We start from the raw sequence: 16,071 nt of genomic DNA, 5'->3' as shown, positions 1-16,071 counted from the left end.
AAATTAGACCAACACGACGGCATCTTACCGTTTGTAATTTATAATTTAATTAGCTCATTCTCTAATGTGAATCAGCCCTACATTTACTATCGCGGTTGGCGGCATGGATGCCGCCTGTTGAGCAACCGTACAAGGACGTAAGGTTTGCTCAACAAAAGGTTTTTGGTTACTTTTGACCTTTCAAAAGTGACAAATGCCTATATGTAAAGCATTAGCAAATCGCCAAATTCTTAAGCTGTACTTATTGCTTCACTTAAAAAGTTATTTCTTAAAAACCTTGCTTCATCGCCTGTACTAAACAATCCGCATTAATATCCGAAATCGACTTAGCACCTGTCAGCGTCATCGCAACTCGCATTTCCTTATCAATCAAATCAAGCAAGTTCGACACCCCTTGCCCACCTGCTGCTGCCAAGGCATACACAAACGCACGGCCAAGTAAAACCGTATCGGCACCAAGCGCTAACATACGCACTACATCTAAGCCATTACGAATGCCTGAGTCAGCCAAAATTGCTAAGTCACCTTTGACTGCATCAGCAATTGCAGGCAATGCACGAGCAGATGACATCACGCCATCTAACTGACGACCGCCGTGATTCGACACCACAATCCCATCTGCACCAAATCGCACCGCATCTTTAGCATCTTCAGGGTCTAAAATACCCTTAATTACCATTGGGCCATCCCAAAACTCACGGATCCACTCAAGGTCTTTCCATGAAATCGATGGGTCAAAATTCGAGCCTAACCAACCAATATAATCTTCAAGCCCAGTCGGCTTACCTAAATATTTAGAGATATTACCCAAGTCATGCGGACGCCCCATTAAGCCGACATTCCACGACCAATGTGGATGGAACATAGACTGCATATAACGGCGCATCGCAGCATTTGGTCCGCTCATCCCCGAATGGGCATCACGGTAACGTGCACCTGGCACAGGCATATCTACAGTAAACACAAGTGTTGAACAGCCTGCTGCTTTTGCACGTTCCAAAGCATTACGCATAAAACCACGGTCACGTAATACATAAAGCTGGAACCACATCGGGCGGTTAATTGCAGGTGCAACTTCTTCAATCGGACACACTGAAACCGTTGAAAGCGTAAATGGAATACCCTTCTTATCGGCTGCCATCGCGGCTTGCACTTCACCACGGCGTGCATACATACCTGTTAAACCCACAGGTGCCAAAGCAACTGGCATCGACAAGGTTTCATTAAACAGTTTTGTCTCTAAACTTAACGCTGACATGTCATTCAGTACACGTTGACGCAATGCAATTTCTGACAAATCTTGTACGTTACGCTTTAAGGTATATTCCGAATACGCTCCACCATCAATGTAGTGAAATAAAAATGGAGGTAAGCGACGTTGTGCCGCAGCACGATAATCATTGCCAGAAGAAATAATCATTTTGAATCAACTCTATTTAAACGGTTTGCACGTTTCTGGCGAGCTTCATCTTCATCCAGAGAACGCACATGATTAATCACAAATTCAATATGACCGCAGACAGCTTGGCGTGCGGCCTCGGGATCTTTACGATCAATAGCATCCATCACCTGAAAATGCTGCTCGCTCAGCAAGTCACCATTGACTGGGTCGTTATAAACTTTTTTACGCCCTAACAAGACGTTGTATTGCAGCAAATCAAACAAGCTGCGCATCATTTGAATCAGCACCACATTGTGAGATGCTTCAGCAATTGCTAAGTGAAATTCAGCATCTGCGACCGCAGCCTGTGCCGAGTCGCCCGCATTTTGATGGCGACTAATTTCATTAAAATAATGACGGATTTTGGCACGATCTTCAGGCGTTGAGCGCAATGCGGCATACCATGCCGTGCCACCTTCAAGTAATAACCTCGCCTCTTGCACATCAAAACGGTACAGTGGATCTTCTTCAATCAAGTTACTAATTGGGTTCACAATGAGTTGCTGTGGCCACTGCTCAGGTAACTGCTGAATATAGGTCCCATCGCCACGGCGGCTACTGAGCACCCCTTGACTATTGAGCTGTTGAATCGCTTCACGCAAAGACGGACGAGAAACCCCTAAACTTGTTGCAAGCTGGCGTTCGGCAGGCAAACGGTCACCTTTTTTCATATGACGCTCTTCAATTAATGCCTGCAATTTCATGACCACTTGATCGGAGATTCTCATCGCGTTTCCTTCACTGGAGTTATGGAATCATCCACGGAACCAGATAAGCCTGAACCGTAATAATGATGCCAACAAAGACAGTGAATATGATGCTATGTTTTACCGTGAAACGGAACAAGTCAGACTCTTTTCCAACTAAGCCTACCGCTGCACACGCAATCGCAATCGACTGTGGAGAAATCATCTTACCGGTTACACCACCGCTGGTATTAGCAGCCACCAATAACACTTCTGGAATACCAATCTGCTGAGCTGTGGTCGCCTGTAATGCTGAGAACAAAGCATTTGAAGAGGTATCTGAACCTGTAAGGAACACACCAAGCCAACCCAAAAATGGTGAGAAGAAAGTAAACGCATGACCTGTATGCGATAGAGCCAAAGCTAAAGTTGCAGATAAACCTGAATAATTCGCAATAAAAGCAAACGCCAACACCATACCAATCGAGTAAATCGGTGTTTTCAACTCATTGAGTGTTTCACCAAAAGTCGTTACTGCCTCACTTGCTTTCATTTTTAAGAAAATAGCGGTGATGATTGCGGCAATAAAAATTGCAGTACCTGTTGCAGAGAACCAGTCAAACTTATAAATCGCTTCATATGGCTTTATTTCTGCCACAATTGGCGGCATTTTTTCGACCAATTTATGCAAATACGGTACTTCAAGTTTAAAAATCCAGTGCTCAAGAGCAGCCTCTTTTGCAAATAATGCTTTAAACGGCTTAACACTCCAGATGGTCACCATAATTGTTAAAATGGCAAATGGAGACCACGCCTTAGCAATTTTCCCAATACTGTAACGTTGAACCGTTGTAGGTTGCTGAATTAGAGTTTGGCCAGCTTCAGGTTCAAAGCGGAAAATATGTTTTGGTTTCCAAAAACGGAACAGCAAAGTTAAGCTCACCAATGACGCAATTGCAGCGGTAATGTCTGGTAATTCAGGGCCAATAAAGTTAGATGTAAGATATTGGGCAATCGCAAAAGCGCCACCACCCACTAATACAGCAGGCCAAGTTTCCTTAACACCACGCCAGCCATCCATAATCGCCATAATCCAGAACAGCACAATCAGCGTTAAAAATGGCAACTGACGACCTACCATCTGGCTAATTTCCATAGTGTCTACGCCTGACACCTGCCCCGCCACAATAATTGGAATACCCATCGCACCAAATGCCACTGGCGCGGTATTTACAATCAAGCATAAACCAGCAGCGTAAAGTGGCTTAAAGCCTAAACCTACAAGGAGTGCAGCCGTAATTGCGACAGGAGCACCAAAACCTGCAGCCCCTTCAAGGAAAGTACCAAAGGCAAAACCAACGAGTAACATTTGCAGCCGTTGATCTTCGGTAATTGACAAAATGCTTGAGCGAATAACCTCAAACTGGCCTGTTTTTACCGAAATTTTGTATAGAAAAACTGCCCCAATAATGATCCATGAAATTGGCCATAGACCATAGAAGAAACCATAAATGATTGACGCAAAGGCCATTTGACCCGGCATTTGATAGAAAAAGAGAGCAATCAATAATGCAATAATGACTGTGCCCGTACCCGCGATACTGCCTTTTAAACGAAAAACTGCTAATGCCAAAAAGAAGAAAATAATCGGGATTAATGCAACCGCACTGGACAGCCAAATATTATTTAAAGGGTCATAAAGTTGTTGCCACATATTGAGCATTGTCATCTCCTTGAAATGCCGGGGCGAATTTTTGTACCTTAAATTCTTAAACATTTAACACAATTGGTCTTACCAATTAAAAATTAAGTGCAAATGTTATTCCTTAAACCACAGACCGCATCATAAACACAGAAATTGGTAAGATCAATCATTAAATAACCATCATAATTGGTAAGACCAATAGTGCTAAGTAAAATCAAGCAATTTCTAATTTATAAATTTATTTATTAGACTAAAGTCGTAAAAATCTTTCTTATAAATTTAGATATGAACTATAGAAATGAAGTGAAAAATTTGAATATAAAAACTATAAACATTCCTGTTTCATGATCTATGTATAATGTGCACACAACTCAAACCACATGTATTGAATTGAATAATGACTACTTTAACGTGTTTTAAAGCTTATGATATCCGAGGCAAACTCGGCACCGAATTGAATGAAGAAATCGCCTATAAAATTGGCCGCGCTTACGGACAAATCTATAAACCAAAGACTGTGGTTGTAGGTTGTGATATTCGTCTAAGCAGTGAGGGTTTAAAACAAGCGACCATCCGCGGGTTAAATGATGCGGGTGTCAATGTTCTTGATTTGGGCATGACAGGTACTGAAGAAGTTTACTTCGCCGCTTTCCATTTAGATGTGCAAGGTGGTATCGAAGTTACTGCGAGCCATAACCCAATGGACTATAATGGTATGAAATTGGTACGAGAAAATGCTCGTCCAATTAGTGCCGATACTGGTTTAAAAGAAATTCAGGCTTTAGCAGAAACCAATAACTTTGAAGAAGTTAGTCAAAAAGGTACAACTCAAAGTTATAACATTTTGCCTGAGTTTGTTGATCACTTAATTACCTATATTGAACCAGCAAAAATCCGTCCACTAAAATTAGTGGTAAACGCGGGTAATGGTGCAGCTGGTCACGTGATTGATGCAATCGAAGAAAAATTTAAGGCGCTTAACGTATCAGTTGAATTTATTAAAATTCACCATGAAGCAGATGGTACTTTCCCAAATGGGATTCCTAACCCAATTTTAATTGAAAACCGTGACAGTACTCGAAATGCTGTTCTTGAGCATAAAGCGGATATGGGAATTGCATGGGACGGCGACTTTGACCGCTGTTTCTTGTTTGATGAAAAGGGGCAGTTTATTGAAGGCTACTATATCGTTGGTCTATTGGCTCAAGCTTTCTTGATTAAACAATCAGGTGAGAAAATTGTGCATGACCCACGTTTAGTGTGGAACACATTTGATATCGTAGATGAATACAAAGGTGTTGCTGTACAGTCAAAATCTGGTCACGCATTCATTAAAGACGTTATGCGTGAACACAATGCTGTATATGGCGGTGAAATGAGTGCTCATCACTATTTCCGTGACTTTGCTTACTGCGACAGCGGTATGATTCCGTGGTTACTTACTGTTGCCCTACTTTCTGAAACAGGACAATCACTTTCAACCCTCGTTGAAAATATGATTACCAAGTTTCCTTGTAGTGGTGAAATCAACTTTAAAGTGGCTGACACACAAACCACTATTCAAAAGATTTTCGATTTCTATGCCGAACAAAAACCAGAAATTGACCGTACCGATGGTGTAAGCCTCGACTTTGGTGCATGGCGTTTTAATGTCCGCGCTTCAAACACTGAGCCTTTACTACGTCTTAACATTGAAAGCCGTGCAGATCGTCAAGCTCAGCCAATGCAGCATTATGTAGATGAATTGACTGGATTAATTCAGTCTTAATAGACCTCATATCAAAGATGATGGAACATTATTGTTCCATCTCTTTTTTGTTATTCTGCATAATTTTATAAGTATGATTATGTCCATCCAATACATCCTTATTTAGATTTTCATAACCTTTTAACAATACTTTCTTATCAAAATTACACGTTGGATTTTCATTAATAAATTTTTGGTGAATGGCACTATAACAACTCGAGACATCATCAACAAATTGATAGTAATCTGACAAAGGCAACCCTGCCAGCTTTAATAGTTTTGGAGCAACGAAACTTGCAGCAATATAAGGTTGCTTCAAAGGCTTCTTATCTAATTTATAATTGCTCCATACCACAAACGGTGTCTGATAATTTTTTAAATTAGTTCGCTCAGGATCATCTTTAAAAAATCCATAACTCTCATAAACTTCTTGTAGATTCGGTAAATGATCGCCAAAGGCCACTAAAATTGTTGGTCGATCTACTGTCTTTAAATATTCAGCGAGCTCTTTTAGCTTTTGGTTAGCACGCACAGTTCCAGCAGTATAAGTACTTAATTTTTGCTTTTCGGTTTCAGATAATTCTTTGTTAAATTTATAATTTTGTTTACCAAATCGATCATCGTTATACATTGGGTGATTTTCAACAGTAATCGCATAAATAAACTTTGGCTGTTGCTCACTCTCTTCTAAAGTAGACTTAATCGAATCAAAAATAAGATCATCTGTAGCCCATCCACCCAAGTTAAAAACTGTAGACCGATCTTTTTGGGCAATCATATTTTCAAGTGATATAAATTTATCAAACCCTAATGCTGGATATACCTTATTACGATTATAGTAATATCCATAGTTATTATGCATTGCAACCGTTTGATAACCGATTGAATTTAAATAATAAGGTAGAGCATAAATTGGCTTTTTCAGCTTAGAGACATATAACAACTCATTGGGGAAAAAAGTTGTATTTAGACTCGTAAGAACTTCAAATTCGACATTCGCAGTACCTCCCCCAAAAGAAGGAGACAATAAATTAGAGACCTGATTTTGATGAACAAAAGATAGTAAATCTTTAGATAAACCACTATCTAAATGATGGGAATCCCAAAAAGATTCTTCCATCACGATAACAATGTTCGGATATTCCTTCTCATTATTTTCTAAAGGTTGAACCAAACGATGTTCCTGCAAAATCTGCTGTATGTCTTGCTCAGATACTTTACGGTTAGGTAATAAAACACTGGTTACATTATCCAATACCTTAGATACGTAAAAAGTCACAAAGCCATAATCTTGAATTTTCCGATAGTCTCCAATCCAGTCATTTCTCGTATTTGGAAATTCCTGTAAACTGGCACAAATCATGGGTTTATTTTCTGAAAAACATGCCCCTGTAGGATTTTTAATAAAATTTAAGTAAATTAAGCCACTACCAAGCAATCCAAAAATAATAATATTGGGAACATAGGTATGAAAAGTGGCTTTACTTTCTTTACGTATAGCGATCAGCAGCACAATAAGAAAGAAAATTATCAGAGTAAAAAAGATGAGCTGTAAGTGCCAAGGAGTTGCCTTCATCGCCTCAGGAAGTAAAAAAATATCTTCAGGACTTAAATTACTAAATAAATATTGTTGCTTCTTTTTATTAATAAAATTTAAAAATATAACGAATAATTGACTTAAAATAAGAGCCGTATACTTACGACCAATTACAATAAAAAATAGTTGAATGACTGCATAGTTAAAGAGAATTGAAAAAATAGCTTTTTCTGAAATCAAATAGCTATAAAACTTATCCCATGTCAGACTCATATCCCATGCAACGTATACACCTACGCAAGTGGATAAAAAGGCAATAAAGATAAATAACAGCTGTTGACGTAGAAAAACCATGATGACAAAAAAGAGACTAACAGGATTGTGGCGAATACTAGCATGAAAGTAATCACTACAACTGTAGCCTCTTTTTAGAAAAGAGCTTTATCTCAATCCAAGAAAGGTAGGTAATTGATATTTAGAAAAATTAAATAATCAATTTTTATATCTTGCTCTAATGTTGTCTAAAGTTTTATCCATCAACTTTTTCTAATAAAATTTTAATCAATCCACGTGTTGATGCATCGAGTGTTGAAAGATCATTTTGGACACCATTTAAAATCGGGAGTAATTGATCAGCAATTTGTTTGCCTTTTTCTACGCCCCATTGATCAAACGGGTTAATGTTCCAAATTACGGATTGGACGAATACTTTATGCTCATATAAAGCAATCAACATCCCTAAACTATAAGGATTTAGTTCTTTTAAAAGTAATGTTGAACTTGGTTGGTTTCCTTCGTATTGCTTATGAATAGGCAAGTTCTCTAGTTCTTTAGCATCTAACGCTTCATTACCAAAAGCTAATAAACGTGATTGTGCCAAACAATTTGATAATGCAAGATGATGCTGTTCAATCAATGCCTCAGCATTTTCTACATAAGTAAAATGGTCTGCATTATAACGTTGCACAGGGGCAATAAAATCACAACTTACCGCCTGAGTTCCTTGATGGAGCAACTGATAAAAGGCGTGTTGAGCATTTGGTCCCACTTCACCCCATACAATTGGGCAAGTATCTAATTCGACTTTCTGCCCACCTCTCTGTACAGATTTACCGTTAGACTCCATTTCAAGCTGCTGTAAATAAGCAGCGAAATATTTTAGACGGCCGTCATAAGGCAATACAGCATGGGTCTGAATATTTAAAAAATTATTATTCCAGACTCCTAATAATGCCATAAGTACAGGTATATTCTGCTCAAAACTTGTATTCTGGAAATGCTCATCAACAGCATGGGCGCCAGCTAAAAGCTGTTGGAAACCTTCAACCCCAACTGACAATGCGATAGGTAAACCAATACATGACCAAAGAGAATAACGTCCACCAACCCAATCCCAAAGTAGTAATTGATTTTCAGTAGCAATTCCCCACTCTGACATTTTGTCAGCTTTTGTTGAAACTCCAATGAAATGGCTTTTCACTACCCGTTCGTGCTTTCCTAATGCTTTTTCAAGCCACTGACGAACTGTTTGAGCATTTGATAAGGTATCAATCGTACCAAATGACTTCGACGAAATAATAAATAAAGTCGTTTCTGGACGTAGTTGATGTAGGAGGTCCGATAACTGACTACCATCCATTGTGGATACGAAATGTACATTGAGTGGTTTAGCTGTTTTTACTTTAAAATCACACAATGCATGGGTCACCATTTGTGGCCCTAAATCAGAACCACCTACACCAATATTAACAACATCCTGAATGACTTCGCCTGTAGCACCACGATATTGTCCAGCATGTATTTTCTCAACCAGTGCATACATACGCTGCAATTGATCATGGACTTGTTTAGTTAGTCCTGGAAATTTAGAATACTCTGATGGTAAGCGTAAAGCCCAATGCATTGCCGCACGCTGCTCGGTACAGTTAACTTTATCTTGAGAAAATAATCGTTCGATCCAGTGAGTTAATTGTTTAGTTTTTGCTAAAGCTACCAATTGCTCTAAAACACTTTTAGTCACACGGTGCTTACTATAATCAAAAACCAATTGATCGAACTTTACAGAGTATTGCTGAAATCGATCAGACTCTGATGCAAATAGTTCTTTTATATGTAGATTCGAATTTTTCTCAACCAAAGAATGAAGCTGAGCGATAGGCGAAACTAACTCTTTAGGAAATTTTTCGATAGATTTATTCATAATCGACCTACCCCTTCATAAGCAAAACCCTTAGATTTGACATATGCTGGATCGTAAATATTACGCCCATCCAAAATAAGTGGATGCAGCATTAATTGTTGTAAATAGTTAAAGTCAGGACTCCAATATTGCTTCCATGCTGTAACCAGACACAGGGCATGTGCCCCTTGTGCTGCTTCATATCGATCAGCGCATAAAATCAGGTCTTCACGACTGCCATATATGCCTTCAATTTCCTCAAGAGCTTGTGGATCATGTAACCGAACTTTCACACCTTGAGCCCATAAAGCAGTTAATAGAATATGAATCGGAGAATTGTGCGTACTTGGAGTATTCTCTTTAAAAGAAGCTCCCCAAATTGCGACAGTTTTTCCACTCAAGTCACAATGATAATAGTTCCATAATTTACGGAATAAAATTTCTTTTTGTTGTTCGTTAATCGCCCAAACTTGTTCTAATAGTCGGCTTTTCACACCTGTTTCAGAAACAGTACTGGAGAGTGTAAGAATATCATGTGAAAAATTTTCACCACCAAATCCAACGCCTGCTGACAAGTAAGCTGCGCCAATACGTGTATCTGCAGCAATGCCATGCTTTACATTGGCAATATCAATCCCCAATTTTTCCGCAACTAGTGCAAGGTCATTCATATAACTAATTCTAGTTGCCAACATGCCTGAAATACTGAGCTTGGTAAATTCGGCATCTAAAATCGGCATGAATAAATATTGATAGCTAAAACGGAAGAATGGACGCAATAACTCTTGCATCGTATCTTGAGCAGAGTTTGATTCAACTCCAACAATGACATGTTTTACATTCAATACACTATTAATTGCATTTCCTTCCTGAATCACGTCAGGAAAATAAACCCATTCGTCTTTAGGTAAATGATGCTTTAATTTAGCTGTGCCATGTAAACCGAAGGTAGAACCATTTACCATTAGTCTCGGATGAACAATTGGACGTTCACTTAACTTCTCAACTGTTTTTAAAGCAAATTCTATTTGTGTTGGACTAAAACAAAATAAATAAACTTCAATATCTAAAGGAATTTGAGAGAATGAACATTCTATTAAAAAACCAGCTTTTCTTTGTTTATTTAAATAATTATTAACTTCTTGATCTTGATATGAAAGTACAGATATATTTTCCTCACAGGTGACACTAGTACACCAATAAATCTGATTACCATATTCAGCTAATAAAGCTGCCATCACACCAGCATGTAAGGTGGTTCCAAACACCGCGATTTTCATTGCACACCTGTTTTTAATATTCTGTAGATTTCTCTTCCATTTACAGGAAGAGAATATATTGCTTAACTCATATATTGATTAAATTTTACAAATATTTAATTAGAGCTACAAAAAATTATAGTTTAAGTTCATGAATCAACTGCTTAAAATCATTTCCCAATTTAGGATGCTCAATACCATAGTGAAGTACAGCTTTTAAATAACCAAGCTTACTACCACAGTCAAAAGTTTGACCCCGCATACGATAAGCTTCCACCCTATCTGTTTGCTGTAGCACAGCAATCGCATCTGTCAATTGAATCTCACTACTTGCACCTTTAGGAATGTTCTCTAAAAGGTGCATAATTTTTGCTGGTAATACGTAACGACCAACCACAGAGAGATTTGAAGGGGCAGCCCCAATCGATGGCTTTTCAATAATATCCTGTATAGCTATGCTTTCACCTACATCTGGCGTTCTCGTGACATCAACAATCCCATATTGGTCTACCAAATCATCAGGTATTGCCTCTACCATAATTTGTGCGGCTTTACTCTCAGCATACCGAGCGACCATCTGGGATAAATCATTTTTTTCTGAGTTATCTTTAACTAGTACATCTGGTAACAACACCGCAAAATCGTCGTCCCCTACCACGCTTTTAGCACATAATACAGCGTGGCCTAGCCCTAATGGTTGAGGCTGGCGCACACTAACAATGCTTACATTTGAAGGCAAAATATCAGTAATTTCTTTAAGTAAATCAAATTTCTGTTTTTCTTTTAATATTGTTTCTAACTCAAAATCATGATCAAAATAATCCTCAATAGCAACTTTAGCCGAATGCGTTACAAAAATAATTTGCTCAATACCCGCTTCGACTGCCTCACGTACTACATATTCAATAGCAGGGCGGTCAACTACCGTAACCATTTCTTTAGGAATAGACTTACTTGCAGGCAAAAAACGTGTACCTAAACCAGCAACTGGTAAAACTGCTTTTTTGATCATATGGCTAACTTTATAACTAACAATTAATATTGTACTTCATCTTTTTTTGGCGAACCTGAAAAGCGGCTTGCTCCCACTAACTGATCTGGTGCATTAATACCTTCTTTTTTAAGTATTACTAAAACTGTTTTCAACATAATCTTAAAATCTAACCAGATATTATGTTGTTCCACATATTCAACATCTAATTCAAATTTTTCTTCCCAACTTAAATTATTACGACCGCTTACTTGTGCAAGACCAGTCATACCAGGCCTTACCTCATGGCGACGCATTTGTCTTGGTGTGTAATGCTGCATAAAGTCAGCAAGTTGAGGGCGAGGCCCAACAATACTCATATCACCCTTTAATACATTAATCAGTTGTGGCATTTCATCTAAAGTTGTAGAACGCAATTTTTGACCAAAAGGAGTAATTCTTTCTTCATCTGGTAAAATATTGCCATCCTGATCCACTCCATCTTTCATAGATCGAAACTTAATCATTTTAAAAATTTTGCCATTTTTACCGGGACGCTCTTGTAAGAAAAAAACTGGTGATCCCAAATTCTTATTTACTTTATAGGCGATCAAAATAAAAATTGGCGATAAAATAATTAAAGCTATCAAAGAGATAATGATATCTATTAGTCGTTTCATTGTTTGCTCTTATTTCTACTGTGAAGTACACGTAAGCTTGAGTTATCCACGAAGTATAGTGAAAGTAGACACGCATGCATTCTATCAGGTTTTCAAAATAGTTCTTTATACCTCAACAAAAAACTTATGTTTTTTTACAATTGCAAACCCAGATTCCTCAGTTTAGATTAACAATACATCCACATTAAACTTAAATTATATCAATCACTTACTATAAATTTGCACAATAAATTCATACAGACATTTTCTCAAAAGCAGATTATGTCTTAGAGCAAATTAGGATACGTATAATATTTAATAACTCATCCAGTAATTTTTTTCCTCGCCTAAAAATATATCTTCTATCCACCCATCAATTGAACATTTATTATATAAATCTGATGTAAGAGGTTGGTATTTACTTAAGAAGAAATCTTTTTCAAGAATAAACTCATCACGTGAAATTAAAAAAATATTTTCAGAATTATAGAAAGGGTATTCTTTTATGTTTGTATTAGTTGTAATTAATTTTTTTCCTGCTCCAATTGCTTCAAATGTTCGCATTGTCAATCCTGACTGCCCAGGATGACTAATATCTAAGATAACATTTGATTTTTTATAGAATTCGATGATCTCATCTAAGCTTAAACCCTTAAAACTTAATTTATTAAAATCAAAATCGTAAAATGTCTTATCAAAAAATTTCTTATAAAAATATACTAATCTACCCTGCATATAATAATAATTAAATGTCGTTAGGTCATTTTCTTTGCACCACTCTGTTACTTTATTACTTATTATATAACGATCAGAATGAGCAGTACCTAAAAATAATACATCTATTTCTTTTTGATTTTTATTATCGTATATCTCTCTATACTTATCGGTAAAATATAAAGGTCTGAAACCGATGTTAAATTTCTCCGCATCCCTTTTATCAAAAGTGAATCGCTTATGAAAATAATCTAATATTTTAAGACCGTGGCTATGATTATGAAAACTATCCCAAGTATAGAATATACGAACACATTGGGGTTGAAGCTCTATAAACTTTTCAAGAAAAAAAGAAGGTACAACTTCACCACGATTAACTAATAAATAATCAAATTTTTCATTTCTAATTTTTTTTAAGATATTATTATAGTATTTATGAATTTTTCGCTGTAATAAATCTCTTTTCAAACGAATTAAACCTTTAATAAAATTATTATTTTTAGGTCTTTCATCAAAATAGGTTACTTGAGCACCATGTTTTTCCAGTTGCTGAACAATCCCTTTTTCTAAATCAAAAGTTTGTACACACAAAAATAGTACTTTTTTTCCTGCAAGGTGCTCAAGTTTTTTCATTTACTTATATAACCCTTTTTCTTTCATTTCATTGATAGATTGTTGATACCGATCTTCTTGAATTTCTTGAGTATTCACCCATTGTGTAAATTCTTTTATGCCTTCTTCAAATGAAACTTTAGGTTCAAAACCCAAATATTTCTTAATTTTTGTCAGATCAGCATAATTATGACGAATATCTCCTAAGCGATAATTTCCTGAAATAGCGATAGGCACATCTATATTGTAATTTTTAACAAGTTGATCAGCAACGGTTAAAACACTTGTTGCAATGCCTGTTCCAACATTAAATACTTGGTTATTTGCCTCTTCTTTTTCTAATCCTAGAATTGTTGCTTCGACCACATCATCAATATAAACAAAGTCGCGACTTTCTTTACCATCTTCAAAAATATTAATATTATTTCCATTTTTAATTTGTGTAGAGAATATAGATAAAATACCTGTATACGGGTTCTTAAGTGATTGGCCAGGCCCATATACATTTTGATAGCGGAATGCCACACCAGCAATACCCATACTTGAACAAACAGTTAATACCATTTGCTCCTGATTTTGTTTAGTGATTCCGTATACTGAAGATGGATGAATCTTAGACTCTTCATCTGTAGCAACTAGTTTTAATTCAGATGAACCATGATATTTGACTTCAAAATCTTTCTGATCCATATAATCAGCAGTTCTTTGAGTAGGATAAACAACTCCCAGCTCTTTACTAATATATTTTCCTTCACCATAAATTGAGCGAGAGGATGCTACTATTACTTTCTTAACTGGGTAAGAGTTATTTACTAATAAATCCAACATTAAAGCAGTACCATTAATATTTACATCAACATATTTATGTACTTCATACATAGACTGCCCAGTACCAGTTTCTGCAGCTAAATGGATAATAGCATCTTGATCTTTTAATGCTAATTCCCAATCAGACTTATTAGTTACTGTTCCTAAGATAAACTTTACTTTATCTTTAATACTTAGAAATAGTGGTGATGTTTCCTGAGGATTAACGCCATGAATCTGTTGTGATAAATTATCTAAAACAGTAACGTTATATCCTTTTGCAACAAGTTTTAATGCTAAGTTTGAACCAATAAAACCAGCACCACCAGTAATTAGTACATTTTTAATCAACATATTTTTCCCATTTTTGACTTTCAAAATTATAAAATTTTATTGGCCGAGCCGGCGAACCAACTGCAATAACATAAGATGGTAAACTTTTTGAAACAACAGAGTTTGCTCCCACGATAGCTCCCTCTCCGATAGTTACACCTGGTAAAACAGATACAAACTCACCAAGCCACACATTGTCATGAATTTTAACTGGTTTTATTGATAAGGGCCTATCTACTGGCAAGGACATTGGGTCAGAATCATTTTCATCACCTATATAGCTGCCATGTGTACAATCAGATATATAAATTTTACTAGCCATAAGAACATTATTACCAATTTCTACACTTTTCGCAGCAGTAATATGTACATAATCATTTAATTGTACGTTCTTTCCAAATTTTAAAAGCTTTGCATCAGTATTAATTTGAGGAAAACATTCAATCCTACAACCAACACCAGTAGTCAAATTTAACCCAAAATCAATATTTTTTTTGTTCCTAATATCAATTGGAAAGCGAACTAATCTGGCTTTTGAGAAAAAGAGTTTTGTTTTTATAACATTAAACGCAAGTTTAATTAGACCCAAATAACCATATTGATAAAGTATTTTCATATTACATTCTCTTGATTAGCTGTAATAATGTATACATTCGAACAATTAACTTATGAAGTAATGTATTGGTACTTTTCTCCCCACCAGTTGAAGCGTTATTACCATGGCGTCTATATTTAATAAGAGGAGTTTCTAAAAGTTTCACTTTAAAAAAGAACTCTCCAACATTAGCTATCCAGTAATCATGAGCACACCACTTTGATTGGATAGGAAATGGTAATAATTTAGAAAAAATTTCTCTTCTAAATGCCATGCATGCACCAATATACCTAGTTTTCAACCAATTATTTAGAAAACCATCTTTAGTATTATGTAATTCAAAGTGAGAACCTAAAGTTGGCTTAAGATGAGAATCTGAAATGATTGCATCGGAAACAACCAAATCAAAATCTAATAAATATTTCATCATTAATTCAACTTTATTTTCCATCCAGACATCATCTTGATCAGAAAGAAAAATATAATCACCAGAAGAATGATTAATAGCATTTTCAAAATTTTTGGTGTACCCCTTACCTAATTCATTAGTTATTATTTTAATTCTTGGATCATTTAATGATTTAATTAATAATAAAGTCTCATCTGTAGAATGATCATCAGATATAATAACTTCGTCAGTTGATGACAATTGTGGTAAAATAGAATTCAACTGTTCAATAATATACTTTTCACCATTATAGGTAGCTAAACAAACAGATATCATATTATTACTCACATTGCACTAACTTATATCAATCAGCTTGACAAAAAAATTAAAAATATATTGACAGTAAAATATATTAAAATACTATCAAAAACTCGAATAA

At 36.2% G+C, this 16,071-nt stretch carries 13 protein-coding genes; 1 reads left to right on the top strand and 12 read right to left on the bottom strand.

Annotated features, from left to right (window positions below):
* Nucleotides 1-268: 268 nt before the first annotated feature.
* The 3 genes from lldD to lldP are packed head-to-tail and all read right to left on the bottom strand — an operon-like array spanning nt 269 to nt 3,856.
* Nucleotides 269-1,420 (bottom strand): FMN-dependent L-lactate dehydrogenase LldD, encoded by a 1,152-nt coding sequence (lldD, locus tag ACIF8R_RS11425; protein ID WP_004706043.1) that lies wholly within the window; start codon nt 1,418-1,420, stop codon nt 269-271.
* Nucleotides 1,417-2,169 carry a transcriptional regulator LldR gene (gene lldR / locus ACIF8R_RS11420; protein ID WP_005309013.1) on the bottom strand — a complete coding sequence of 251 codons (753 nt, stop codon included), beginning with the start codon at nt 2,167-2,169 and terminating at the stop codon, nt 1,417-1,419. Before lldR ends, lldD begins: the two co-directional genes overlap by 4 nt.
* A gap of 19 nt (nt 2,170-2,188) precedes the next feature.
* Complete coding sequence (gene lldP, locus ACIF8R_RS11415; protein ID WP_396480828.1) at nt 2,189-3,856, bottom strand: L-lactate permease; 1,668 nt, start codon at nt 3,854-3,856, stop codon at nt 2,189-2,191.
* 373 nt (nt 3,857-4,229) lie between these two features.
* Between lldP and ACIF8R_RS11410 the strand changes: the two genes are divergently transcribed.
* Nucleotides 4,230-5,600, top strand: coding sequence for a phosphomannomutase CpsG (locus ACIF8R_RS11410; RefSeq protein WP_396480826.1), 1,371 nt, complete (start codon nt 4,230-4,232; stop codon nt 5,598-5,600).
* 28 nt (nt 5,601-5,628) lie between these two features.
* Here ACIF8R_RS11410 and ACIF8R_RS11405 read toward each other — a convergent pair whose 3' ends face one another.
* From ACIF8R_RS11405 to ACIF8R_RS11365, 9 genes are all read right to left on the bottom strand, one after another.
* Nucleotides 5,629-7,470, bottom strand: coding sequence for an LTA synthase family protein (locus ACIF8R_RS11405; protein WP_396480824.1), 1,842 nt, complete (start codon nt 7,468-7,470; stop codon nt 5,629-5,631).
* 175 nt (nt 7,471-7,645) lie between these two features.
* Entirely contained in the window at nt 7,646-9,316 is a 1,671-nt protein-coding gene (gene pgi, locus ACIF8R_RS11400; RefSeq protein WP_396480822.1) for a glucose-6-phosphate isomerase, read from the bottom strand.
* Nucleotides 9,313-10,575, bottom strand: a complete 1,263-nt coding sequence (locus tag ACIF8R_RS11395; protein WP_396480820.1) for a UDP binding domain-containing protein — start codon at nt 10,573-10,575, stop codon at nt 9,313-9,315. The genes pgi and ACIF8R_RS11395 overlap by 4 nt, the downstream gene beginning before the upstream one ends.
* 115 nt (nt 10,576-10,690) lie before the next feature.
* Nucleotides 10,691-11,566 (bottom strand): UTP--glucose-1-phosphate uridylyltransferase GalU, encoded by an 876-nt coding sequence (gene galU, locus ACIF8R_RS11390; RefSeq protein ID WP_396480818.1) that lies wholly within the window; start codon nt 11,564-11,566, stop codon nt 10,691-10,693.
* Nucleotides 11,567-11,589: 23 nt separating this feature from the next.
* Nucleotides 11,590-12,204 (bottom strand): sugar transferase, encoded by a 615-nt coding sequence (locus ACIF8R_RS11385; RefSeq protein WP_396480816.1) that lies wholly within the window; start codon nt 12,202-12,204, stop codon nt 11,590-11,592.
* Between the two features lie 294 nt (nt 12,205-12,498).
* Entirely contained in the window at nt 12,499-13,530 is a 1,032-nt protein-coding gene (locus tag ACIF8R_RS11380; RefSeq protein WP_396480814.1) for a lipopolysaccharide biosynthesis protein, read from the bottom strand.
* The gene (locus ACIF8R_RS11375; protein WP_396480812.1) at nt 13,531-14,670 is read right to left on the bottom strand and encodes an NAD-dependent epimerase/dehydratase family protein; all 1,140 of its coding nucleotides are present in this window, start codon (nt 14,668-14,670) and stop codon (nt 13,531-13,533) included.
* Entirely contained in the window at nt 14,660-15,265 is a 606-nt protein-coding gene (locus ACIF8R_RS11370; protein ID WP_396480810.1) for an acetyltransferase, read from the bottom strand. The genes ACIF8R_RS11375 and ACIF8R_RS11370 overlap by 11 nt, the downstream gene beginning before the upstream one ends.
* Before the next feature lies 1 nt (nt 15,266).
* The gene (locus ACIF8R_RS11365) at nt 15,267-15,968 is read right to left on the bottom strand and encodes a glycosyltransferase family 2 protein (RefSeq protein WP_396480808.1); all 702 of its coding nucleotides are present in this window, start codon (nt 15,966-15,968) and stop codon (nt 15,267-15,269) included.
* Nucleotides 15,969-16,071 lie beyond the last annotated feature (103 nt).

The organism is Acinetobacter sp. ABJ_C4_1, assembly GCF_044538495.1.
GTDB lineage: Bacteria > Pseudomonadota > Gammaproteobacteria > Pseudomonadales > Moraxellaceae > Acinetobacter > Acinetobacter nosocomialis_A.
This window is presented reverse-complemented; position numbering and strand designations above follow the sequence as displayed.

Coding starts and splice junctions, on each gene's coding strand:
- ACIF8R_RS11410 (WP_396480826.1), top strand. CDS start 4,230: ATGACTACTTTAACGTGTTTTAAAGCTTATGATATCCGAGGCAAACTC.
- ACIF8R_RS11370 (WP_396480810.1), bottom strand. CDS start 15,265: ATGAAAATACTTTATCAATATGGTTATTTGGGTCTAATTAAACTTGCG.
- lldD (WP_004706043.1), bottom strand. CDS start 1,420: ATGATTATTTCTTCTGGCAATGATTATCGTGCTGCGGCACAACGTCGC.
- lldP (WP_396480828.1), bottom strand. CDS start 3,856: ATGACAATGCTCAATATGTGGCAACAACTTTATGACCCTTTAAATAAT.
- lldR (WP_005309013.1), bottom strand. CDS start 2,169: ATGAGAATCTCCGATCAAGTGGTCATGAAATTGCAGGCATTAATTGAA.
- ACIF8R_RS11395 (WP_396480820.1), bottom strand. CDS start 10,575: ATGAAAATCGCGGTGTTTGGAACCACCTTACATGCTGGTGTGATGGCA.
- ACIF8R_RS11375 (WP_396480812.1), bottom strand. CDS start 14,670: ATGTTGATTAAAAATGTACTAATTACTGGTGGTGCTGGTTTTATTGGT.
- ACIF8R_RS11380 (WP_396480814.1), bottom strand. CDS start 13,530: ATGAAAAAACTTGAGCACCTTGCAGGAAAAAAAGTACTATTTTTGTGT.
- galU (WP_396480818.1), bottom strand. CDS start 11,566: ATGATCAAAAAAGCAGTTTTACCAGTTGCTGGTTTAGGTACACGTTTT.
- ACIF8R_RS11385 (WP_396480816.1), bottom strand. CDS start 12,204: ATGAAACGACTAATAGATATCATTATCTCTTTGATAGCTTTAATTATT.
- ACIF8R_RS11405 (WP_396480824.1), bottom strand. CDS start 7,470: ATGGTTTTTCTACGTCAACAGCTGTTATTTATCTTTATTGCCTTTTTA.
- pgi (WP_396480822.1), bottom strand. CDS start 9,316: ATGAATAAATCTATCGAAAAATTTCCTAAAGAGTTAGTTTCGCCTATC.
- ACIF8R_RS11365 (WP_396480808.1), bottom strand. CDS start 15,968: ATGATATCTGTTTGTTTAGCTACCTATAATGGTGAAAAGTATATTATT.